This window comes from Pseudomonas pohangensis, assembly GCF_900105995.1.
In the GTDB taxonomy this organism is placed as follows: domain Bacteria; phylum Pseudomonadota; class Gammaproteobacteria; order Pseudomonadales; family Pseudomonadaceae; genus Aquipseudomonas; species Aquipseudomonas pohangensis.
Genome location: NZ_LT629785.1, coordinates 16449 through 38633, shown reverse-complemented (window position 1 = coordinate 38633; position 22185 = coordinate 16449). Strand labels below are relative to the sequence as shown.

The window sequence follows — 22185 nt, the reverse complement described above, 5'->3', positions numbered from 1 at the left end:
AGTAGATACCCATGTCGACTGGGTAAACCGAAAGGTGGCACAGTGAGCACACCTCTTGAGCGCACGCGCGCCTGATGGCGCTGATCATAGATCTCGACTTGCCAAAAAAGGTGCGCGAGGAAGCGAAGTGCCTGTTTAGGCACGTTCAGGCGGAGCACTTCTCTGCCGCCACCGGTCAAATCGAGCGCAATCAATGGTCAGCACCGATGCAATTTTCTGGTCAGATAGGAGAAATTACGTACGTGAGATGCAATTACGCAAATTAGCTTTGCCTGGCTGCCAGACATCACTGCGTGACAGCACAATTGAGGATTGGGCGCAAAAAATAAAAGTTACTGTCTGAAATGCCAATCAATTGATGTCATCACGAAGAGATAACGAAGCGCTGTACCAGAATGGTAATTACTCATGCGGCCATTTCCTTCGTTACTAAGAAATGGAAGGCTAACCCTGACAGCGATAGGATGATTTCGGCTCTTATGATTTTTAGGATTATTCTGAACAACATTAATTTTCGATAAATGAATGTACTGACGCCAGTAATCCTTCTCCCCACTCGGATTGCTGCGACTATAAATCACAAAACTTATCGACTCAGGAGCAACTCCAATTTCTTTAAGTAGCCATATATAATCTTTAAATTCCGTAATATCTCGACCCCGATTAAAGCGCAAATCTGTATCCTGCGACCATACACGCTCAATGAAATCGTCGACAACCTTGTGAGCGCGAGCGGAATCCTTACTACTCAATAATGAATACATAGCTTGAGCTAGCTTACTCAAACTTTGTCGAGCACCATCACTTAGAGTTTTTGGAATAAGGGTCAACCCATCTACGTTTTTGGAAAACCTATGTACACGAAATATTTTGGTAGTGTGGCCAGAATTCTTCCTAAACGACTCTTGAATTGACTTTGCTCGATCTACCATCGAGAGCCGATCACTCTCTGGAAACTCAAACCAATCCAAGTCAACGGCGCCAACTGAGATCGGGTTACCCGCATAAGCTAGGAAAGACTCAATTCGTCGCATTCGTTGAATAACAACGTTGTGATCGTAAATGATCTTTATTCCACGGGGGGCAGGGGCAACTTCAGGCATCATGGAAAACTTTCTCATATACCGCGAAACCAGCTCCAGAATTTGGCTTTGCTTTTGCGCAGTTTCTGACATGGCCGAATTTTCTTGTCTGCGTTTTGTATCACTTACACCCGCAAGTTTTGCAACGCTGCTAATCGCATACCACCGCTCAGGATTCCATTGCCAAGCCATTGCCAATAGCCAAGGAAGGCAATGAACATAGTGCCGCAAGGTAGTTTTGGGGCTAGCGTGACCAAGTAGTGCGCTGACTATGTGGGCAACCCGCCGGGTTGGCCCGCCAGAAAAATGAAAAAGGTATCGCTTTAAACTTTCGCTATCCATTAACCATCCGCTGGTCTCCGGTAGTCCCTGGAAAATTATTTCAATTCTCTCCTCAGCCTGAAGAACTGGGATCATTAGCTTAAGCATGAGCCACGTAGCGCACGAGTGTCGCAAGTGGTGGTAGTGAACATGCTGATTGCCAGTAACAGCTCTCATAACCGCGTGAATGGCTGGGAAAATGTACTCCTCACTGATCCAAACCGTTTTATCGGCCGGAATACAAAAAAGAAAGTCCGAGAATGCTCCCTGAAGCTCTTCCTGCTCTCTTAAAGCATGCCACTCAAGAAGTAACGACAATTCATCAGCGCTCAATAGCTCATGCAGAGGCAGTGTTCGTGTGGAATTCCTAGTTTTCAGATACCGGAATGCATTTGGCCTTATGTGAAGGTGTACGGGTAAATTGAGGTCAATTCGTTGCTGTTCGGTAAGTAGTGATTTTCCTTTGTGACGTAGCTGAAACGCGCTGATTCGTGATGCCCGTAGCCTAGGTAACTGTAGGTCGTGAATCAGAAGTTTGAGCCCCTCATTTCGTCTAATTCCAAGACGATAGCCCAAGATAACCATCAATTTCGCAGCCATTACCAATCGCGGCGATCGAATCTCAATCCCGCAAAAGCTTAACTGTTTAAGTGTCTCCTGATATTGCTCTTCCGAGATAATCGTGGCGTCAACCGCTTGCACACCACGATTTATACCCAGCACGGAGTTTTCACTGATTGGCGGATACCCATGCTTGGAGTGAAGAAACCAGTGAAACTCACGGATCGCCTTCGCTAATTCTTTGCGCTTTCGAGGAGTGTCTTCTAAATCAAGGAGAGTTTCATAAACCTCATCAAGAGCATCTGGGGGAATATCAAATATCGTATCAACCTGTAAATTTTCCGACAGGCTTCTCGCCATGATTCTGAGATAGCTAAGAATTGTTTCGCGAATATTTGAGTTGCCATATGCTGACTTTCCCAAAAGCATCGTTTTAAGCCAAGATGCCATTACCGCAGGCAATCCCGGCTTGGTCTCACTCCAACTGGACAATCTCGCGGCTGTCTCCTGTTTTGTTTCATTCTTGCGCATGAATGCGACAAGCTGATCTAGCCAATCAGGATCAATCCGTCCTTTAGTATCTAGCGCTTGATCAGGCAACTCACTTCCGTCATGGTCGTTAGACTCGGACTTGCTACAGTCATAGCCAAAGATATGCGCCCAAGCATCTTCACGGACAGAGTGGGACAGAAACTTATCTCGTGATGCGAAATTTACAAGTAATGGCGGAATATGCATTTGCACTTGCATCCGCAATAACTGCAGCATATCGGTTAAACTAGATGTTCTGACTCCAGCACTGATTTCTGGAAACTTAAGCAGCGCGTTTACAAACCCATTCAACATCTCAGGTTTTTTTAATTGGTCGCAAATTGAATCAAGATCAGCCTTACTCCGCATAAGCAGTGCTAATGTGCAAGGATCAGGAAACCACTGTCGATTATCTTCGCCTTCGTTGCCATTAACCGGCAGCAAAAGACGCACTTCAGGAATAGCTGCTTTCCATTCTATCTCGCCTATGTCAAGCGACATAAGTGCTTTTAGTTGTTCGATATCTAAAAGCCCCCCATGATAAGCTGCACTGAGTATCAACAGCCCAAGCCTTGCTTTTAAATCCAATTTATCAACATCAAGCAGCAATGCTTTTTGCAAGACACTAATGAGGTCAAAGCTCCTTTTTATCTGGTCGACTGTCAATGAGTCAGGATTGAAACTACATGCCTCCCGGGATATATAAATGGCAATCCTGGCCAGAGGAAAAGGGGCCTCAAACTTTTGCACCCTCATAGTTATGGATCGCAAAGCGTTCCTCATCACGCAGTTCCGGCCTAGATCCCCTTCAAGCGTTCTGAGCATTTTTACATCGTACCGGGTTATCTCACTCAGGCCGGTCAACCATTGTGCGACAAGATTATTTGACTTTTCTAATATAACTTTTAACTCGCCATAAGCATCTGACTTCCAAGCCGGATCGTATTCATTTGGAGCCCAAATTTTATCTAATTCATGTTGTTGTAACTTCATTTGGCGGGCCTCTTATCAACCCAGCGGCTATGAATCACAACCCAAGGCAACTCACTCATCAACGCCTGAAGATTTTTATCAAGCGTTGCCACATAATCATTGGGACAAAATGAAGAGAGCGAATTTTGCGGCTCTTCACCCAACAGCCAGTGCCCCATATAAGCATTAACGACCTCAGGAGAACAATTTCGTTCTATTAACTCAGTACGAATAAATTTTCGAAAAGAATTAACTGGATGTGAAGTGTAGCCATTAATTGATCCCATAACGCCACGAATAGTATTAGGCCGAACTTCGAGCTTCCTAATGCCTTTAGAATTAATCTCAAGGAAATAACTCTCACTTAACTCCATATCATTCGAAAGATAACCACTCAATTGCCTCGATATTTCTTTGCAATGTTTTTGATAAGCCTCCAGTTGATTCCTTACAATCTTATAGAGACATACAAGCCGACTCATATGCCTATCATCCGCATCCTTATCTCCTAGGGCGCCGACTCGCAAACGAGGATCAAACTGCTGCACGCTCATCAAAGGGTTACGTATAGCCCTACAGCCTGTAACCATCATAAATAGCTGAGTGGTCCAGAGTGTCATGCAGTTATGCCAAGCGACCAGGTTACTTAACTCGCCTGTCGGCTTTGACCTAAGAACTGCTAGCATTGCATTAATATTCTTAATGACCGTTTCAGTTGTGAGGCAGTTACGCGCCCCTATTCCCCCTGATTCCTCATATTCGGATATCATAGGCTCTTCATATACAACGCCTCCACAAGCATAAATATGCTTCAATAGCAAAATTGAAGAATTTATATAAATTCTTCTTAAGCGCGCAACGTTTAGCTGTGAGTAATACGCTGGTGTATTTGCAGAAAGCGAGGGGTAACCAGACAAAAACGATGCGCTCACCACATCATGAGTTTCTGAAATAATTCGCCGGTGCAGAAAAGTCCGTGATTTTTCGATCGTATATCGAGAGTCGCCTAGCCCGATTTTTTTCAGCAGCTTTCTGATGTTTTTTTCGAGTGCTTTTGGCTTTTGATTAAAAATGAAGCTCGTATCTTCCTTATCAGGAAAGTGATGCTGCAATGCTTCAATAAAATAGGCCGATTCTGCTAAATCTGGGAGAGAAACACACGATGCTCTTTTCCTCGTAGCTCCTTCTTCAAGATTCTCCTCGGACAGATATGACGGCATATGAGGTACAAACCGAAACTCCGACACACAGCCATCCACACCACGAACCATTTCTAGTGTTGACCTACGCACGTCCCCCATCTCGACAACACGCAGTTGCCGAACTCGAAGTAGTGGCTGCCCTAGCCATAGCATAAGGTGCAAGCCAGCGATCGCCTCCATGCGAGCACGCAACGATTTCTGCCTACCTGGATGAAGCGCCAGTAACGATAAGCATTCTAAAAATTCTTCAGTGCATCCGCTCAATAAGTTCGAAATTTCAGTCAACGTGAACTGGCTGTAACTAAACGGCAAATACTGTCGTGCACGAATAATATGGTTTTGTACGCTCTGTGCCTTTAGTAAATCAGCTGCGTACGCCCTTTCCGAATCACCTTCCTCTAGCAGGCAAATATCAAACGGCTCAGTCAACTCGTCCGGTGCAAGCTGATCTCCTTCAATGTCCTCTGGCAAGTCGGTAGGTGATACTAAAATTGAATACTTACCAGGCAATAGATTGGGGTCGTCCGGGTCGTCAAGGTAAAAGCTGTCTTCTCCTTGACTCATTTGCACGCCAAGACCAGCTTTATTTCGTTTGCGCGTTCGCGTACCACTACCTCCACCAGAGCGCGCAGGTGGTGTATCGCCATTACAGTATCGAACTGCACGCACAATCGGCGCAAATAGCTCTGCATACTCGCTTGCCGACTCTGCCACGTCATAATTTTGGCAGCGTCGAAGAAAATCAGCAGATGAACACCAGACATTCAGTTCCGTCGGAGTCATGATGACATCGAGGCCTGATATGAGTCGCAGCTCCCTGTTGGCAGCATAGAGTTGATCCTCCAATGCATGCGACTCTGGAAGCAGCTGAAAAGCCAACATAAATTGCGCAATAAGGCGATAGAACTCGGCTTCGTTCTCTTTATCGTAAGGCTCATGCCAAAGCACTGCGTATGGAAATCCGTAGCGCTTTACTCCCGCACCGATAATCGGATTTTTGTTTTTTCTTTCATCTCCGAGATAGAATTTTGCGCCAAACGTTATCAGTAAGTTTTCATCGTTTCTAAGGCTGATGATCCAATCACTCACATCACGCCAGCGCTCCAAATCCCAATTAGCCTGACCCAGCACGGCAGGCTGCTGCATGGCATCTAGCACTCGAGTTAATCCACGCAGCACACGTGGGAAATCAATCAAATCAGAATGCGCATCCAATGCCTCTAGAATTTGTGCTATTGAGTCAACATCTTGTCCATGATCAGTGACAAACTTCAGTAACTTCTGGTGCAAAGGAGGTATCTGACTCATTGACTTGCCCCATCATCCTTGTGTGGCTTTACTCCGGCCAACATTGAGAAGTGCGCAATGCTCTTGTAAGCGTGAGGCCAGCGAGTTGATGGCTGTGCAATTGCCTCATACATCAAACGCGCCTGAAGTGAATTTACCGGAGCCAAAGCGGGCACAAGAAACCGCTCAATCAACATCAAATGTTCAGCTAATTCGTCTGTAATTTTTCTCTTGATTTCGATCACTTGTACTTGATGTTTCCCATCTAAGATCCCTCGCATCCATCGATATAGCCCGATTTGTCCTACACAATAAATTTCCCCTTTTTCGCTGACTACTGCGATCGGATGCAGGTGGTTTACTAAGTCAACCACCTCTTCTGGAATTAGGGCAGCACCTGGCAGGTGCGGCGGAGAAATATTAAGTTTTTGCTCAATGGCAGCCACCTTGGGATGAATCCTATTAATCGTTTCGAGTGGTATCTTTTTCAACACAGCGTCCATCCTTTGTGACTCCAGACTGGCCTCTAATACCCTAATAGTGCTGACCCACTGCCCAAAAACAGCCAATCTCAATGCTATTTATTTGCTCATTTATAATTTTCTATATAAATCATATAGATACGGCACGATGTATTTTCACAAGACGGCCTTCCCTCTTGCAGACTCCCAAGCTCCTAGCTGGAAATTGACCGCATCAGGCTGGCTTGTAGTTCGTCTGGAGCGAATGGTGATAGGAAGTAAGTCCGTATGAGGCCAAGACCAATCTGCTTTACTAGCTTCGCGGTACCTTGCTCAGCAGCCTGCATAGCCTCCAGCAGGCTCCTGCTCAAGCACTAATAGTGAGAAAGTCCCTCTACGTAAGATCGAATTGATCGCCCTGAGGCAGCTGGACTCCAACCCACGCGGCTACGCATTCGAGCGAGTCAACTGAAAGCCCCATCAACTTCATACAGCGGGTGATCACGAGCGCACATTCCAGGCTTAAGTCGAATGAAAATGACTTGTCAGTGGCTATGAAGCGGATGGCATCGTGAAACCTTAACTGGCGTCCAAAATCACTTAGCCAGCTCACTGTGACTCTCTGACTACTGCCGGAATCGTATCCGGCAGCAACTTTTTTACGCCACCTCAACCCTGAAGGCGTTAAATAGCTCGCAACTTATTACCCTCATAGATCCGCCAAACGTGAAGATCAAGCTACTGCAGCACACGCCCTGAGCGACACGATGAAATCGTGTCAGACGCTATAGACTGTCAGCCTAAGATGTGTCCTATGGAACTTGCGCTACGAACGGACCTCCCTGATGGGAACGCTTGATGCCATTCTGGCGAAGGCCGAAACCACAGCAGACGCTCAAATTTCTTGCACTGACCTACCACTCGACGTGGGTCGCCGACTTGAATTCATTCTTGTCGCTGGTCGTAGACTTGGCACCCCCTGATAAGCGAATTACTAAACATTTCTGCATCAGTCTGATGGAAGGGAGCTTCGGTTCGGAAACTTATGTGCCTAGATTTAAAAAGTGGTCGAAAACCAACATTGCAGATTCTGACAAAACCAGCTTGCTGTGCCAGCATCTTGATTGCTCTGCATGCCTTTAAAGGTCTTTGAGCATTATTCGCCTGAAATTTAAATCCCATTAATTTCATACATTTATGTACATTACAGGCATATTTTGTAGATCAAAAACGACTGACATAGTTGTATGTGATTGGTCTCCGAAGGGCGACTACCTGATGGGGCTGGCCCCACGACAGGAGATTGCCACCTACGCCTGCCAGAAAGATCCAAAAGCATTGCCTCCTGAATTTGTCGTGGTGCTAGATACCTCTGGATCCATGGGATTCAATGCGGACATATCCAGAGAGGACGAAGACTGGTTAATGAGGGTTGGCCAGAAGCTTCCAGCAAATAATCCACGGGTCAAACGCTTGTTCAGCGGATTAGCACGGATTGATATAGCAAAGCAGTCATTCGCAAATATGATCAGAAACCTTCATCCGAAAATAGATATTCGGTTCATCACCTTTGGTGATTGCAACGCCCAGGTCGATCACGGAATTTTCGACCTTGCGCAACGCCCTGCACTAGTGAGTGGTATCAATGGCCTTAAGGCATATGGCGGAACACCGCTAGCATCAAGCCTGGAACAGGCCGCTAATCAAGTCGATGGGCGAGATCGTGATGCAGTGATAGTGATGTTCATCGATGGGGAGGAAGGCTGCAACAGAGACGTTTGCGAAGTTTCCAAGCGTATCTCCCGAGAACAGCCTCGCCTTCGAGTTAACGTAGTTAACATCAGTAAAAATTCTAACCCTAAATGTATCTCTGAAAACACCGGTGGTCGCATATACACCGCTGAAAGCTCAGAACAGATTTCAAGCATGTTGAGGGAGGCTACCGAGGAAGTATCCAGTTCAGCAGCATGCTCCGGGGAAAAGCCTGAACCTTAAGTTAAAAAACTCTACTACGGCAAGTAACCAGAAGCTGTAATTTTAACTCAGTACACCACCTCAGGAACATAAATCATTTGCATAGCTTTCGCAATACGATAACGTTTAAGTGATTTAAAAGTGAAGGCACATAATGATCAAATCAATCCTATGGGTAACTCTACTTTTCTTAACCTTACCTGCTGCAGCGCTAGATCGTGAAACTTGCGAAAGCTACGCAGAGCTTGGAGAAAGTATTATGGCTTTAAGACAAGCCGGTGCGCCAATAGAAACCGCGAACGAAATAGTTGCCGGCGGCCCAGAAGCTTTCGAAGAACTTGTAAAGCGAATCTATACCGCTCCCGTATTAGAAAATAAAGAAAAACAAAAAGATCTAATCAAGGCCAGCTATACAAAGTGGTTAAATGAATGTTTATCTGTAATTTAAATTAACCAGGAAACACAATAGAATCTATTTAATTTTGAGGCTTAAATGAAATGCTTCTAATCAAAAGATGCTTGGCAATAATGACTATTGTCGCTCTATACAACAACGCCTATGCAGATGATAAAATGGCGCAGATCAATTCAATCTGTGAGGGATTGACAGTAGCTGCGAAATTTGGCTGGGAACAAGCTGATAATGGTCTAAATTTATCTCAAATGAAAAACTTAATCGATGCGTCATTGAAGGATGCTGCGCAACAGCAAAAGGATATTTTTAAAATATATGCAGAGGTTGGCCATAAATCCAGAATGGAAAACTTCAGTAAAGACGAGACAACTACGGGCGTTAGAGTAATGTGCCTTAAAAAATTAACTAGCTAAATATTATAAAACATTATAAAGATATAGTTAATACAGCGTGTGGAGAACAACAATATAGCACCTGCACATTTGAACAAGCAGAAATTGAGCGGTAGTCTTTCGCCAATTGCGGGAAACAGTAACATCAAGCCAACACTATACTCTGCCCAGGGTAAGCCAGACCGGAATCCATGGCGTAAGCGTGGCAGCCTTCTTGACGAGGCCTTCTCGGAGAAATTTCTGAAACTGGAAGGTCAAATAAGGATAGTGAAAACAGTTGAGCTTTTTGCTAATTTAGATATTTGCCATTTTTGTTGCCGCTATCCTTTTACGCCATGAAGTGATTATTAAGCTACAGGGCTCTGTAGTCATAATAACGGGCCCGCCGAAGGGTGACCTGCTATCCGTATCAACATCGAGGTTGTTCAGTGAAGAAATTTTTCTGCGCGTTACTTATTACAGCACTTCTGCCTTCCGTGAGTCAGGCAGGAAATCCTGCACTCTGCTACTCGATCAAAAACCAAGATCAGAAGAACCAGTGCCTAGCAGTCACGCAGAACCAGAAAGCGCTGTGCTATTCAATCAAGGATAGCGACATGAAGAATGCCTGTTTGGCACAAGTAGGTGGTGAGCAGAGCCGTTGTTACAGCATAAAAGACCGGGAACAGAAGGAACGTTGCCTGGCGGAGTATTAAGCTGGGCGAACTTGCCCCTACAAAACCGAACACCAACTCCCCGTTAAGTTTATGTTGTTTCCAAGCGCATGAACTCCACTCGGTGAGCGATATTTCAAGGCAGAGTGTTGTGGTCGGTAGCGTATAAGGAATATTCGCCATGGACTGTTAGCCAAATTTTCTCGATCAGATGCGTGAGCGAACTCGCTTTCGACAGTACTCCGTTCAGTACACAAAGGTCTATCGCGAACGTCTGCTTCTGGCACATATCTGCCGGTCGCATCTCTGATATCCACTAGTAAAGTCGGAAGCAAGTGTTCGTCAGTTCGATTGATAATGTTGCTTTACCAAGTATCGGTTTGAGCAGGCATGTGGCCTAAGTCAATGTTCGGCTTTGGCTTGCACGCCCTGCTCCGTGCGCAACTGCAGAGTTTGGTAAACCCTGAGTGCCGCAAAGGCGTCGTTCGCCGCATATAAAAGCTGACTGGGTTCTAAATCATTCCGCGCCCAGTTCGATGTGCTCATAGATTTCGACTTCGGCAGGTTCTGGCCAAGCAGCACGGCTACTGCAGCCTTCACCCCCAATGCCTGCTTGTATCCAAGCACTCTCAGGGGGCCTGTGAGATCAATCACGTTCACCAGTTTAATTCCAAACTTTCGATGTAAATGAGCTCGATCTGATTTAAGACCAAAGCCCACCTTAGTGATGCTGGCGCTCCCAAGAATATCCTGGAGAAACCCAATAGGCGGGTTAGTACCTATCTGGATAATGTATGCACGGTCATGGAGCGCAAGCTGGACAACATGTGGCCCGTCACTGACGTCTCCCCTCTGAAATGATGGCTTTGATTCGGTATCGAATCCCACCAGCCCCGCGCCCTTGATCGCTTCCAGTGCTCGAGCATACTGCACCTCGGTTTCCAGCAGTTCGATTTCCTCAAGCACCAACCCCTGAAACGCCGGCAGTAAAGCGATCTCGTCTTTCATGGGGTGGCTTTTGCGAGTCACTCTGGCGTGAGGTGTCGTTTTTAGTTTGTCCATTCCACGGCCTTGCTCGATTCATTTATAGAACTCAGCACACTGCAGTATTCACGAAGCATTTCCCCCCGCATCTACTGTCCCCGTCAGCCTTCAGATTTACTCTGATCAAGATATTGAGCCACCTGCTCCAGCGGCACCTCAAAATACTCGCACAGCTTGTCGAGTATCTCTGTCGTTGTGTTGTAGCCACGCTGATTGGCAATTTTAGATAGCGTCGTGCGGTGAATACCGGTTGCCTTGGATACTTCGTCCAGGGTGACACGCCGACTCTCTCTAAAGCCTTTGTCGGCCATCAGCTCCTTTAAACGAAATCGAATCATGACGCCCCCTCTTTGTGAGAGGGAATCATACCAAGCAGCATGCCCCTTCGCATCAAATGTCGATCAAAGTCTACAAAAGACGATTGACAGCATCTTTTGCATGTATATTATGTAGCGTGTACGCATCATTAGACGTAGAGGAGCATCATAAAATGAGTACAGCCTACCTTACCACCGACGAACTTGCCGCTCGCATCAAGTACGACGCCCGCACTATCCGTGAACGCCTAAAGGACTCCGTGCTGCTGGAAGGGGTGCATTACCTGCGCCCCTTTGGAGGACGCAAAATTCTCTATATCTGGGATGCGATCGAGCGTGACATGGCGATGGCCTCAGGCGGAGCCAACTTCAGCATCCCCATGGCCAATGGAGGTGTACTACATGGCTAGCATTCGAGTACGCGACAAGACTGGAAAGCTGTTTCTGGACTTTCGCTATCTGAATCACCGCTGCCGCGAACAGACTGCGCTGGATGACACGCCGGCCAACCGTCGCAAACTGGAAGGGGTGCTGAAAAAAATCGAAGCAGAAATCACGCTTGGCACTTTCGAGTACGAGCGTTATTTCCCAGGCAGTTCCAATGCCCTGAAATTCATCACTCGCAGTGCGCCGGTATATCACTCCACGCCTCTGTTCTCAGACTTTGCAGATACCTGGTTCGCCGAGATGCAGTCACAGTGGCGGCGCTCATACAGCGACACCATCGCTTCGACGCTCAAAACCTACCTCAAACCGAGTTTCGGAGAAAAAGAGGTCGGCTGTATCACCAAGGCAGAAATCATGTCGTTCCGTTCCGCACTCACCAAAGTCAGGAACGGAAACGACAAACCTCTGTCAGCGACGCGAATCAACCACATCATTACGCCTTTGCGCATGATCCTTGCGGAGGCAGCCGACCGATTTGATTTTACCTCGCCATATCAAGGCATCAAGTCACTGAAGGTGCCCAGGACCGATGTAGAGCCGTTCACTTTTGAGGAGGTCAAACTGATACTCGAAAGCGTGCGGCCAGACTTCAAGCCGTACTACACCGTCCGCTTCTTTACCGGCATGCGGACCGGCGAGATCGATGGCCTGCAATGGCAGTTCGTAGACTTTGAGCGCCGACAGATTCTGGTACGCCAATCCTTGGTGAAGGATGAGCTGGTTTATACCAAGAATGACGGCTCCTTTCGGACCATCGAAATGTCTGAACCGGTCTACCAGGCATTACGAGAACAAAACAAGTTCACCAGCAAGTTCGACTTCGTTTTCAGTTCTCGTAACGGCTCTCCACTCTCTCACCGCAACGTCACTCAGCGTGTGTGGCACCCACTGTTGCGACACCTCGGCTTACGCGCTCGTAGACCTTATCAAACAAGGCATACCGCAGCCACGCTATGGCTGGCGTCCGGTGAGGCACCCGAATGGATTGCCCGACAGATGGGGCACACCACAACAGAAATGCTGTTCCGGGTTTATTCGCGGTACGTACCCAATTTAACGAGACGCGATGGCTCCGCTATGGAGCGCCTCTTGATGCAGCAGCTTAGTGAAACTTCAGTACCAGAGAAGGAGATCGACCATGCTTAATTACTCCAATACAACCCATCGCCGACTAGCTCAAGCCATGCAGGTAGCGATGCACATTCCCGATGGCGATGCGCTGGTCTTTCTAATCGGGAAAGGCAACGAGCGGAGCAATCTCGATGCGCTGGAAACCTGGATAAAGGAAACGTTACCCGCTTTTGATGATGAATACGGCAAAGTTGTACTGCCCTACCTGATTGATCGTCTGGAGCAAACTTTGTCCTGCTGGGGTAATGCATGATGAAAACACTTGCACACTTTGACACCACCAATTGCGAGCCAGAAAAGCACCATGTTTCTGGTTGCATCATGGCTCACCAACTTTATCCCGTGTCCTCAGAGCATTCAGCCATTAGCCTCACACTAGAGAACATGACTGGTAGTCACGACATTCTATTGAGCCCTTCTGAGCACCCAGGTAACTACATAAAACAAGGGCACAGGGCAGTCACCATGACATTGAGTAATGAGTTCGGCAGGTTGGTCAATTCGGGGAAGGATATGCATCTAATACAGCAGTATACGTCGCTGGATCATCTGCCTAGCCGCTTAATAGCGGCCCCGGAAATGGTTACGCGTACGCAGCAATGGATTGAAAGATGCCCCTATGCTGCTCTCAAGAATTTTGTATACCAGGTGCTCGGCGACCCCACCGTAGGTTGCGCATTTTTTAGTGTACCCGCGAGCACTTCCTATCATCACCGTGAGCCTGGCGGACTTGCACAGCACAGCCTGGAAGTTGCAGAGATATCTTATGCGGCAACCCAGTGCTTCGAAGACCACGAACGTTGGCTCGCCGCTGTATCAGGCTTGCTCCATGACGTCGGAAAAGTCAGAACGCTAACGCAAGACTGTCACCAAACAGCAATCGGGCAGCTTATAGCGCCCGAAATATTGAACGTAGAAATTCTTGCCGACGCATTCATAAATCTTGATCAGGCATGGGCAGATGGCGCTATTGCCATCAGGTATATCCTTGGCAGCCTGATGAAACCGCGGGACCAAAGGCCGCTGCTACCACTGACAACTGCAGTCAAACAGGCCGATATCGCGAGCGCCGCGGCAAGCAACAGGCGATTGGCGTTTGCTGACAAACCCTCACACCCAGAAGCCACTGGCTTTGCGGGCGTGTACTGGAAGCCAAGCCCAACGTGATGGGCCTAGCAGGCCAAGCACCTCCTATCATTTCATATTATTATACCGTAACAGATTGATTTTATTGATAAAATAGTTGCCTTTCCCGAAGGTCAGGTCTATTTTTGACAACGGCTGGGCCTGATTGCAGGATGCCGAACTTGGAGGAAACGCATGAGTTTTGATGAGCAAAAAACCAATCCAGATACTCTCTGGGTCGGGGTTAAGCGCGAGCTCATAGGCATCCCGCTTTCACAAATTATCCACATCCATCCCGCAGCTATGAGCAGTGCAGATATTGCCGCGAATATGGAGTATCTACTGAACGACACCAGCTTTTTTAGCGAGTCCGCAGTAGAGGAAATCCTGATATCTCACCCAATCGTGGTAGCGCAATATCAGCAGAGATATCGCTGCGTTGCGGGTTTCCGCTCTCTCAGCATCGCTGTGAATTCCTTGTGTCCATGCCGCAGGGTCCAAGTAATTTCTCTGCTTGGCTGTTCAGCTGAATATATTGAAGAACTCTCGACCAACGACTTATATCTAACGTCTCTAGCTCTCGGTCTGGGGGGCGATACAGGTCGGCAGCGTGCCGCCCTGCTGCAGATCTTGGATGGCAAAATCAACCACAAAGAAATGACTCCTTCTTTGAAAACCAGTCAGGATTTTGCTCGAGCTTTACAGTTTGATCGCAGACTACTTAAAAAACGCTCTCATGCTTGAGACTAATAGTGAACTGCTGGTTGAGCTTCTAGCTAGCGAGCTAGAAATTTCAAAAACGGAGCCATCATCGTTACTGCTTTTCATAAATGCTCCCCCCGATGTTTTTGCCGTCGCCAGGGTCATGAGCAACCTGAAAGACGCTCTACTTGTTCTCGCAAAGGTCGTTGCGCTTTCTACTGATGCCGAACTAGAGGTCGATCAGCTCAGTGTTTGGATCAAAATTTCAACTTGGGCAGCGGAGAACGAGCAGAAGCTTTCGGAGGTGCTTGGTCCAGACAATATAGACCACGAAAAATCGCAACCGCTGCATGGACGAATAGGCGATTGGCCCCTTTATTGTGCGTTGTATTACAGGCATCCGAATGACGAGAATCGTGCTCAACATGTACATCTGACGGCCCAATTTCTGCTAGTTGCCCACGCCTATCGTGCACGGGAGGCTTCAGAGGATCGTGACTATGCCAACTCCGTGATGGAAACGACTCGACTCGTGCGACTCTTGGCTGACATTCAGCAGAAAAGGGCTTTTGATGAGCGGCAAAATATTTTGACTGAGCTGCCCAGCGAAGCTGTTTCACAGCTAGATTTCGCCCACATTGTTCAGGCCCGCGCGGACAGCTCTGACTCTGACCACTGGCGAATTCTAGCTAGAGCAATGCGGCATGCTGTTACGAATAGTGGAGGATTGCGCAGAGCAACAACCGAGGCGCCTGCTTCAGATAGAAAAACAATTATTAACCTAGAGGATATTGATGAGTTTTTAGACTCTTCCAGCGGCGCTATTACTCACATAACGCGTATGCGCTCTCCGATGCTAAGCAATAAAATCGTTTCAGAAATGATTCACGACGGACTGAGTCCGGACGAGCTTTTATCTGGAACGGAGCATCTGATATTCACAGAGCGCGACGAGCAGGAAAAGCGGCAGCGCCGGGCTTTTACTCCACAGGCTGGTGCAATGCGTACGCGAGGGCTTGCCAAGGCCATCAGTATGCGCAATCAATCGCTGAGTATGCGCTGGGGCGGCCTGTCTCTCTGGGAAACGGCAAGCCTCCATAATCAGCTGTTCACCCTTGCAGATAATGAAAGCAACTCAGCAAATGATTTCCACCCAGATGTCAGCAACCTTGAGCTTGCAGCTCTAATGCTGTCCATTTACTGGACTGCTAACCCATTAAAATCGGTCATCGACATTCGTTTAAGCACGAAAAAAACTCGCTATCCAAAAACAATCGGGGCCGGAAAGCGTCACTTTTCTACTTTACACAAACAATGGTTGCTGGCTCCACTGAAACCAAAATACATATCGAGCCTGACTGATGAGTCCAAGGCTCACCTAGTAGCCACAGGCCCAGTTTTGGTGCTGCAAATCCACTCAGAAATCTCTAGCCGGATTGCTCGCTGGAAGGATGCAAAGCACAAGGGTGAAGCTGCTGAAGAAACAAAACTATTCAGCCAAACCGAAGAGATTTATCAGGAAGCGATTCAGCAGTTGCTGATCAAACTAAACAGTCAAACCCTTGCAAGGTTCACGCTCAAACGTATCGAATCAGACTTCTCCCATCACCTCTATCACACCTGCCGCGACTGGGTGGAAGTGTCGCTGATTACCGGAGTAATGCACGGCCAATCGGATGTTGCTATCCACTATGCAGCACCTCAAATGGAGAAGCTCTATAACGCGTATGGAAAAACATGCAATCAGCTAATGAATTCAATATCCGAGGAACTCAGCTGGCCAGAGTTACCGGTGCCAATACTCCCGATGGAGCAATGTGTACAAGCTAAGCTCAGATTTGGCTGTAGAACCCTGCTGAAACCTGACTCCGTCAGAGAGCTGGTGCAGAACCTCAAGACTCGTTACAGAGAACGCCTACGGCAGGTTGGAACAAAAAACTACCTGGTTGAATTGCACAATATCTTCACGCTTTACGTGATGCTGATGCTGCACTTCACGACTGGTTATCGCGCCGTCAAGGATCCACTTTATTCGTTTAGTCATATCGATTTGAAGACGGGCCTGGTTGTGATCAGCGACAAGGATGCGGACGATTGGTATCACAGTCGTCTTGCCTGGCTACCGAAACAAGTATGCGATCAGTTGTTAATGTATGCGGAGCACTGTCGACTGCTGTCCCAGCGTCTCATGATTTTGAATCGGAATTTGGCTGATAGCATTTTAACGTCCGAGAGCACCCCTTTTTTGTTCTTACTGGATGAGCAGTTTCAGCAGGGGACTTTAAGGCCAGCTGAATTGAAGAAGCGTCTCGAGACGTTTTTTCCCGTGCCAATAAATGTCAACCGCGCGTACCTGCGTAATCGGCTGCGTGACATGGGCGTAGACGGTGAAGTTGTCCGCCTTTTTATGGGGCACTGGGACATGGGCCAAGAGCCCTACAGCAGGAATTCAAGTCTTTCCCCACTGGAATTCAAGCGAGTCATCGAGGAGCCGATAACGGAAATTTTCAAGGGGGATGGCTGGAGCGTTCTAAGAGGAATTTGTCGTGACGACTGAGGGACTCTGGAGTGGATGGGAGGTTCGACAAGGTAAAACAGACAACAAGAAAGACAACGGCAAGACGTCTTCAGCAGATCGCAAAAAAAAAGAGCGACAAGAAACAAACCTTCGAGCAAAACATAGCGTTCACGCCAAGGTTCGCCAGAGGCTAGCGCAATATGCGCCCGGCTTGGCCAAAGGCAAGATCGATGAACCTCTGGCTTTGGATACCGTCTTGGAAAAAGTTCTAGAGGGCTTTGAAGGTCGGGAGCTTAGATGGGCACACAACTTTGTGATCCTCGGCATCGATAAAGGCAACAAGGAACAGATTTGGGATCTGCCGGTACCGCCGGCGATGCATCTGCTCAGGCATGAAAAGGTATTTTTTCCGCCGACTGACGTTGAATGGCTGCCCCATACCCGAGCGATACATGCACATCTACTGGCGTCGTTAGAACGAGAGGATGTGTCCGACCTAAAGGGTCTTAATCTTCAGGCAAATGAAACAGCCCGAAACGAGGTACGTGCCGGGGAGCTTGTACTCTGTTTCATTGCTCTGGGTGGTCTTACAGATTCGCGCATACTGAGACAGCTGATAAAGAACTGGAACTATGATCAGCCGCTTATCACTGAGCAAGAGTTTGCCTGGGTCGACATATTTGATATCAACGCAGAAAAGGAGCCCGTTCTTTGCCGGAGATGGTTTCCTGACCCAGTCAGTGAGCTCTTGATCTATCGATGGCATGAGTCAGGCCACCAGTGGCCATCCTTTGACACACGCTCCCAAAAAATGTCTGCGGGAATCTTCCGTTGGGTAGATGCCTATTTGCGGGCCACTGGCTTCAAAATAGTTCAAGCCCAACCCAAGACACTAGTGAAGTTATGCGACCGCTTCAGTCTACATTCAAACCTGATACTGCCAGGTTATCTCGGGGCTTATGCCTCCGGGCGAATGAAATCTACCCCCCTTTCCGCAGAGACCTGGCATCGAGTACGAACAGGAGTTCGTGCCTCCAGTATTGCCACATCAGATCTCCTCGAACTGCAGGAAACTGGGCTGGATCCATCCTTGATACATTTGCAGGCAGTTAATGTGCGTGCTGTCGATCAGCAACGAAGCCTGCAGGTGCTTCTCAATGCCTTGAAACCCGACCGAAACAAGGAGTATTTCGGCTCAGCAAAAGCTCAGCGGGTAGTTGAGGATTTTCTACAGAATCAGGCAGGGAAACTGAGTATCGGTGTGCAGTTGGTGGCGCATTGGATGTTGTCTTTGCTGCAGAACGGAAGCCGCTACAAAAAGAACCTACAAGTAAAAACGGTCAGACAGTACACCAGTAATCTTGCGCGACTGCCTGACCTTCTTGGCAACAACAACCTACTGGGATATGACATCGATGAACTGCTGGATCTATATCAAACCTTGCTACAAAACGCTCCGACAGCAAAGTCGCGAACGTATCTTTCAGGCCGGCTAGATGAGTTCCATAGTTTTCTCAGCCAGAGAACAAATCTTCCGCGGATCAATATCAAAGAGCTTTACGATGGCCCGGCAGTTGGCTCTGATGTAGATGCAAACTTCATCACCGAGCAAGAATTTCAACAAATATATAACGAGTTAGAGCGGCAAGATCCTGAGCACCCCAGACTCTATAAAATGCGCCGGATGCTTCTGATTTTAGGGTATCGGCTTGGGCTCAGACGAAGCGAAGCCTGGAAGGTTAAGATCTCTCATGTGTGTGGGAAAGTTCGCCCCGAACTTTTCGTTATGGGCAACCTAAAGTCGGCCAGCGCGCGCCGCCGATTGTCTTTACTGGAGCTCATGCCTCCAGATGAATTAAAGATTCTTTTGGATTGGGTTGTTGTGCGTAAACGAGAGCAGGGAAAAGCGCCTGACAGCCATTCAAATGCCTACCTGTTTTGCAGCGACCTTTCAGAAGACGATTTAACTGAGGAATCGCTGCTGTTTGACCCGTTGCATGATGTGATGCGGGCAGTGACCAATGATCTTCATGTCCGCTTTCACCACCTGCGTCATAGCATGGCCAGCAGTCAATTGATTCGCCTACAAGGATCCAATACAGCTGGGTTGTCAAAGTTCTTTGAGCAGAGGTTTATAGCCGATCTCAACAACAAGGACCGGGCTCAGCTGGCGCACAACCATTTGTATGAGTTGGCTCTGACAATGGGGCACCATGCCCCAGAGGTATCCATAGGGCATTACTGCCATTGGCACGATCTCATGCTGCATTATTGCCAGTCACAGAACCTGCCCGAAAGCAGTGTGGAATTCACCTCGAGGCTCACCAGCATCAGCGTAGCTGCTCTCTACAAAGCAAAAAAGCGAGATGCAATGGATTCCTTTCTTCTGGCCGCACGAGCGCACCAACGCAAACGTTACGCCAAGCTATTTCAGGACCCGATAACAGGGAACCATATCAAGGTAACAACACCCATCTCTTGGCCTGACTCCGATTTGAAAATACGTTTGTCGCTTCCGGAAGAGCAGCCAATCAGGCTAGTACATTCAGTTCTGGAGAGTGTAATGGAAGCAGGAGTCGATCTCCGCGAGGCTGCATCGTTATATGGATGTTCCGAAGAAGCTATTACTCGCTGGATGCAAGCAGCTCAAAGCCTGACGAATACTAATACCTCAAAAGTTGGGGTTATTCATCGCGCGCGTAAGCTTGAAGCCGGACATGATTCACCCACTCGCCTCCTTCCTACTCGTCCGACGAACAAAGCCGACATTTTTGACGCGACTGAAGCTGTAGAACAACTCAGTGCGCTACGTCAGCAGAACGAAGAGCTCCTCACTTGGGCTATTGAATATTTCCTGCGCAACAAGACAAGTTCCCATACACACCTGTTGCTGAACAGCCCGGAGGACGGCAAACGATATGTGGCCTTCCTTAAAGTCATTGGTGTTAGCAAAGATCGAATAACTATCATGCTGACCTCGCAGAGTGATAACGCGAGTGCCGCAAAAGAGCAACTCAGGCACTGGGCAACTGCTTTGGGCTTGTCGAAAAACCAATTCAGCAGCGACCAAACTCTGGTGAAAAAATCATCAGATTGGGGAGTTGGCTATCTTAAAGTACTAAGCAAAATTCCACGAAAAAGCGGCGAACGTGAGTCCTCCTATGGTCTGCATTACGCTCTATGTATGTATGCCATTCTGCTCAGGGCGGAGCAGCCGCTAAAAACAAAACCCGTAGTCAGCGACTAATACATGAGGGTAGTTTCTCTCGGGACCGCGGACGCCAAAGCGAGGAAATACCACCAGTCAAAATGCGCACCGGGATATTGATTCAGGTACTAGCCACCAACGACTTACCTGCACCTGAAAAGCGAATTATCAGTGATCGGCACAGACACTCAACAATCATGGAGTTAGGCATGCCTAATGACTGGACACTGCAGGCCGGGAAAATAAGTGATCGTGAGGTATCCAAGCGATTTGGCATTGGGGCAAGCACCGTGCGGCGTTACCGACTACTGCATGGTATTCCTACCTACGACCCCCGAAACATTGATATCCCAAAAGCTCTGCGTGATCAGCTAGGGACAAGAAGCAACTACCAACTTGCTCAGGATTTCAAAATTCCGATCAACTATATTGAAATCTTAAGAACCGACGTTGGGGTTCCTGAGCCGAAAGTATTGAGGCCTCGGTTTAAACCGCTGGAAGAAGGCATCTGGACCGACGAAGCACTCGCACTCCTTGGAACGATGCCCGATCCAGCGCTGGCCGATCGCTTGGGCGTCAGTCGCTTTCCAGTGAAGCAAAAGCGTCGGGAACTTGGAATCGCGCCCTACCAACATTCGTACCCCGAGATTACAGCGGAGCTTGCCGCAGAGTTTGGCATAAGTTCTGACAGCAACCTTGCCAAGCGCTTGGGGGTGTCGGCAAATTTCATGCGCAGGGCACGGTTAAAGTGGCAGGAAAACCATTGAGGTTTCTATGGCGAAGTCATATGAGGCTTCACCTCGCGCTACCTAGATATGTGGGCAGGTTTTGAATCTGAAGTTGTCGAAATTATCGGCTTTTAGTTCGCAGTTTGTAGGTGCGCGTCATCGGGGTTTATCTCAGTACCTGAGGGCTGATATCGAACGTTGTCTATCACGTCAGGTAATTTTCGACCCCAAATAGAACTTTCGCTCAAGTCTGAACGAGGGTAATAAATCGGTTCTGTTTTCTTGGATGCAGGTTGCCCGAGTTTCCTCCAATCTATTCGCCCCAATAACTACCAGCTGGTCGTTTACACAATATTCAGTGCGCCCTTATTCCACTAACCTGATAAATCCTTTTATGTCTGAAAGTACGCCAGCCCCAACCCTTGAGTCTGGCGTACAGATTCACACTGTTACGATTTCTTCGGCGGGTGGTTGCCGCGACGACCACCTGACTTGTTGCCTGTGGTGCTTGGCAGGTTAGGCACTACCGGGCGAGGAGCGGGTTGAGGGTTGGGGCGGCTTGGGTTTTGTGGTTGTTTGCTCATTTTAGTCTCTCCAGAAGTTATTTATTTGCAGGCACCGGGAACACGGCAACCACAGCTGCCGGGGACGTGGCAGGCGTGGTCATCACCACAACGCATGGCTTGTGACTCATTGCCACCATCCGGATAGGCACCGAAGTGTTTCTCGTACAACGCCACGGTCTGCGCGAAGCTGTTCTTCAGTTCCTGATAGTCGTCCTGACCGTAAATGCCGAAGTACGGGTAGTGGTCAATGAAGCGGCCAAACACCTGATAACAGTCCTCACGGTAGGCGCGGGTATCGAGGATATGGGCATGCCATAAGGCATCGACCTGTTTGCTCGGTACCAGCGCGATGGCCGGATAAAAGCACTTCAGCGTCAGAAAGCGGCGGTACTCCAGTTCCGCCTTGTCCCATTCTTCGGCCGTCATTTCTGCTTCGGACGATTCGGTGTATTTGTGCTTCAAACGTGCGAAGTCCAGTTGGCTGACATTACGTTCAAGGCCATTGGCGGCCAGTAGAGGCTGGTTCAGCGATACGATGGCATTCATCG

General features: G+C 48.1%; 18 protein-coding genes. 12 read left to right on the top strand and 6 right to left on the bottom strand.

Annotation, left to right across the window (positions count from 1 at the left end; genetic code table 11):
• Positions 1 to 332 precede the first annotated feature (332 nt).
• Genes BLT89_RS00165 through BLT89_RS00150 form a run of 3 tightly spaced genes read right to left on the bottom strand, consistent with a single transcriptional unit; the run spans position 333 to position 6459 of the window.
• Complete coding sequence (locus BLT89_RS00165) at positions 333 to 3488, bottom strand: site-specific integrase (RefSeq protein WP_090192523.1); 3156 nt, start codon at positions 3486 to 3488, stop codon at positions 333 to 335.
• Positions 3485 to 5977: a hypothetical protein gene (locus BLT89_RS17525; RefSeq protein ID WP_157718756.1), complete on the bottom strand. Its 2493-nt coding sequence runs from the start codon at positions 5975 to 5977 to the stop codon at positions 3485 to 3487. The genes BLT89_RS00165 and BLT89_RS17525 overlap by 4 nt, the downstream gene beginning before the upstream one ends.
• Positions 5974 to 6459: a hypothetical protein gene (locus BLT89_RS00150; protein ID WP_090192520.1), complete on the bottom strand. Its 486-nt coding sequence runs from the start codon at positions 6457 to 6459 to the stop codon at positions 5974 to 5976. The genes BLT89_RS17525 and BLT89_RS00150 overlap by 4 nt, the downstream gene beginning before the upstream one ends.
• 1236 nt (positions 6460 to 7695) lie before the next feature.
• On the opposite strand from BLT89_RS00150, the gene BLT89_RS00145 reads away from it, so the two are divergent.
• From BLT89_RS00145 to BLT89_RS17515, 4 genes are all read left to right on the top strand, one after another.
• The gene (locus BLT89_RS00145; protein WP_157718755.1) at positions 7696 to 8412 is read left to right on the top strand and encodes a vWA domain-containing protein; all 717 of its coding nucleotides are present in this window, start codon (positions 7696 to 7698) and stop codon (positions 8410 to 8412) included.
• A 133-nt stretch (positions 8413 to 8545) separates the two neighbouring features.
• Positions 8546 to 8839, top strand: a complete 294-nt coding sequence (locus BLT89_RS17520; protein WP_157718754.1) for a hypothetical protein — start codon at positions 8546 to 8548, stop codon at positions 8837 to 8839.
• A gap of 80 nt (positions 8840 to 8919) precedes the next feature.
• Positions 8920 to 9219: a hypothetical protein gene (locus tag BLT89_RS00140; protein ID WP_090192518.1), complete on the top strand. Its 300-nt coding sequence runs from the start codon at positions 8920 to 8922 to the stop codon at positions 9217 to 9219.
• Between the two features lie 407 nt (positions 9220 to 9626).
• Positions 9627 to 9893, top strand: coding sequence for a hypothetical protein (locus BLT89_RS17515; RefSeq protein WP_157718753.1), 267 nt, complete (start codon positions 9627 to 9629; stop codon positions 9891 to 9893).
• Positions 9894 to 10253: 360 nt separating this feature from the next.
• Here the strand turns inward: BLT89_RS17515 and BLT89_RS00135 are convergent, their stop codons facing one another.
• Entirely contained in the window at positions 10254 to 10859 is a 606-nt protein-coding gene (locus BLT89_RS00135) for a 3'-5' exonuclease (protein ID WP_157718752.1), read from the bottom strand.
• Positions 10860 to 10996: 137 nt separating this feature from the next.
• On the bottom strand, positions 10997 to 11233 hold the full coding sequence (locus BLT89_RS00130) for a helix-turn-helix domain-containing protein (RefSeq protein WP_090192516.1): 237 nt from the start codon (positions 11231 to 11233) through the stop codon (positions 10997 to 10999).
• Between the two features lie 152 nt (positions 11234 to 11385).
• Between BLT89_RS00130 and BLT89_RS00125 the strand changes: the two genes are divergently transcribed.
• The 8 genes from BLT89_RS00125 (at position 11386) to BLT89_RS00090 (ending at position 21110) form a co-directional block, all read left to right on the top strand.
• Positions 11386 to 11622, top strand: a complete 237-nt coding sequence (locus BLT89_RS00125; protein WP_090192515.1) for a hypothetical protein — start codon at positions 11386 to 11388, stop codon at positions 11620 to 11622.
• Positions 11615 to 12805, top strand: coding sequence for an Arm DNA-binding domain-containing protein (locus BLT89_RS00120; protein WP_090192514.1), 1191 nt, complete (start codon positions 11615 to 11617; stop codon positions 12803 to 12805). Before BLT89_RS00125 ends, BLT89_RS00120 begins: the two co-directional genes overlap by 8 nt.
• Positions 12798 to 13043 (top strand): hypothetical protein, encoded by a 246-nt coding sequence (locus tag BLT89_RS00115; RefSeq protein ID WP_157718751.1) that lies wholly within the window; start codon positions 12798 to 12800, stop codon positions 13041 to 13043. The genes BLT89_RS00120 and BLT89_RS00115 overlap by 8 nt, the downstream gene beginning before the upstream one ends.
• The gene (locus tag BLT89_RS00110) at positions 13040 to 13957 is read left to right on the top strand and encodes an HD domain-containing protein (protein ID WP_090192512.1); all 918 of its coding nucleotides are present in this window, start codon (positions 13040 to 13042) and stop codon (positions 13955 to 13957) included. The genes BLT89_RS00115 and BLT89_RS00110 overlap by 4 nt, the downstream gene beginning before the upstream one ends.
• A gap of 153 nt (positions 13958 to 14110) precedes the next feature.
• On the top strand, positions 14111 to 14659 hold the full coding sequence (locus BLT89_RS00105) for a hypothetical protein (RefSeq protein ID WP_090192511.1): 549 nt from the start codon (positions 14111 to 14113) through the stop codon (positions 14657 to 14659).
• The gene (locus tag BLT89_RS00100) at positions 14652 to 17174 is read left to right on the top strand and encodes a hypothetical protein (protein ID WP_090192510.1); all 2523 of its coding nucleotides are present in this window, start codon (positions 14652 to 14654) and stop codon (positions 17172 to 17174) included. The genes BLT89_RS00105 and BLT89_RS00100 overlap by 8 nt, the downstream gene beginning before the upstream one ends.
• Positions 17164 to 20382, top strand: coding sequence for a site-specific integrase (locus BLT89_RS00095; protein WP_090192509.1), 3219 nt, complete (start codon positions 17164 to 17166; stop codon positions 20380 to 20382). Before BLT89_RS00100 ends, BLT89_RS00095 begins: the two co-directional genes overlap by 11 nt.
• Before the next feature lie 170 nt (positions 20383 to 20552).
• Entirely contained in the window at positions 20553 to 21110 is a 558-nt protein-coding gene (locus tag BLT89_RS00090) for a hypothetical protein (protein WP_090198521.1), read from the top strand.
• Positions 21111 to 21676: 566 nt separating this feature from the next.
• On the opposite strand, the gene BLT89_RS00085 is transcribed toward BLT89_RS00090, so the two are convergent.
• Positions 21677 to 22183, bottom strand: a complete 507-nt coding sequence (locus BLT89_RS00085; protein WP_090192508.1) for a glycine-rich domain-containing protein — start codon at positions 22181 to 22183, stop codon at positions 21677 to 21679.
• Positions 22184 to 22185 lie beyond the last annotated feature (2 nt).

Coding starts and splice junctions, on each gene's coding strand:
- BLT89_RS00085 (WP_090192508.1), bottom strand. CDS start 22,183: ATGAATGCCATCGTATCGCTGAACCAGCCTCTACTGGCCGCCAATGGC.
- BLT89_RS00100 (WP_090192510.1), top strand. CDS start 14,652: ATGCTTGAGACTAATAGTGAACTGCTGGTTGAGCTTCTAGCTAGCGAG.
- BLT89_RS00090 (WP_090198521.1), top strand. CDS start 20,553: ATGCCTAATGACTGGACACTGCAGGCCGGGAAAATAAGTGATCGTGAG.
- BLT89_RS00125 (WP_090192515.1), top strand. CDS start 11,386: ATGAGTACAGCCTACCTTACCACCGACGAACTTGCCGCTCGCATCAAG.
- BLT89_RS00145 (WP_157718755.1), top strand. CDS start 7,696: ATGGGGCTGGCCCCACGACAGGAGATTGCCACCTACGCCTGCCAGAAA.
- BLT89_RS00105 (WP_090192511.1), top strand. CDS start 14,111: ATGAGTTTTGATGAGCAAAAAACCAATCCAGATACTCTCTGGGTCGGG.
- BLT89_RS00115 (WP_157718751.1), top strand. CDS start 12,798: ATGCTTAATTACTCCAATACAACCCATCGCCGACTAGCTCAAGCCATG.
- BLT89_RS00165 (WP_090192523.1), bottom strand. CDS start 3,488: ATGAAGTTACAACAACATGAATTAGATAAAATTTGGGCTCCAAATGAA.
- BLT89_RS00110 (WP_090192512.1), top strand. CDS start 13,040: ATGATGAAAACACTTGCACACTTTGACACCACCAATTGCGAGCCAGAA.
- BLT89_RS00130 (WP_090192516.1), bottom strand. CDS start 11,233: ATGATTCGATTTCGTTTAAAGGAGCTGATGGCCGACAAAGGCTTTAGA.
- BLT89_RS17520 (WP_157718754.1), top strand. CDS start 8,546: ATGATCAAATCAATCCTATGGGTAACTCTACTTTTCTTAACCTTACCT.
- BLT89_RS00120 (WP_090192514.1), top strand. CDS start 11,615: ATGGCTAGCATTCGAGTACGCGACAAGACTGGAAAGCTGTTTCTGGAC.
- BLT89_RS00135 (WP_157718752.1), bottom strand. CDS start 10,859: ATGAAAGACGAGATCGCTTTACTGCCGGCGTTTCAGGGGTTGGTGCTT.
- BLT89_RS00140 (WP_090192518.1), top strand. CDS start 8,920: ATGACTATTGTCGCTCTATACAACAACGCCTATGCAGATGATAAAATG.
- BLT89_RS17525 (WP_157718756.1), bottom strand. CDS start 5,977: ATGAGTCAGATACCTCCTTTGCACCAGAAGTTACTGAAGTTTGTCACT.
- BLT89_RS00150 (WP_090192520.1), bottom strand. CDS start 6,459: ATGGACGCTGTGTTGAAAAAGATACCACTCGAAACGATTAATAGGATT.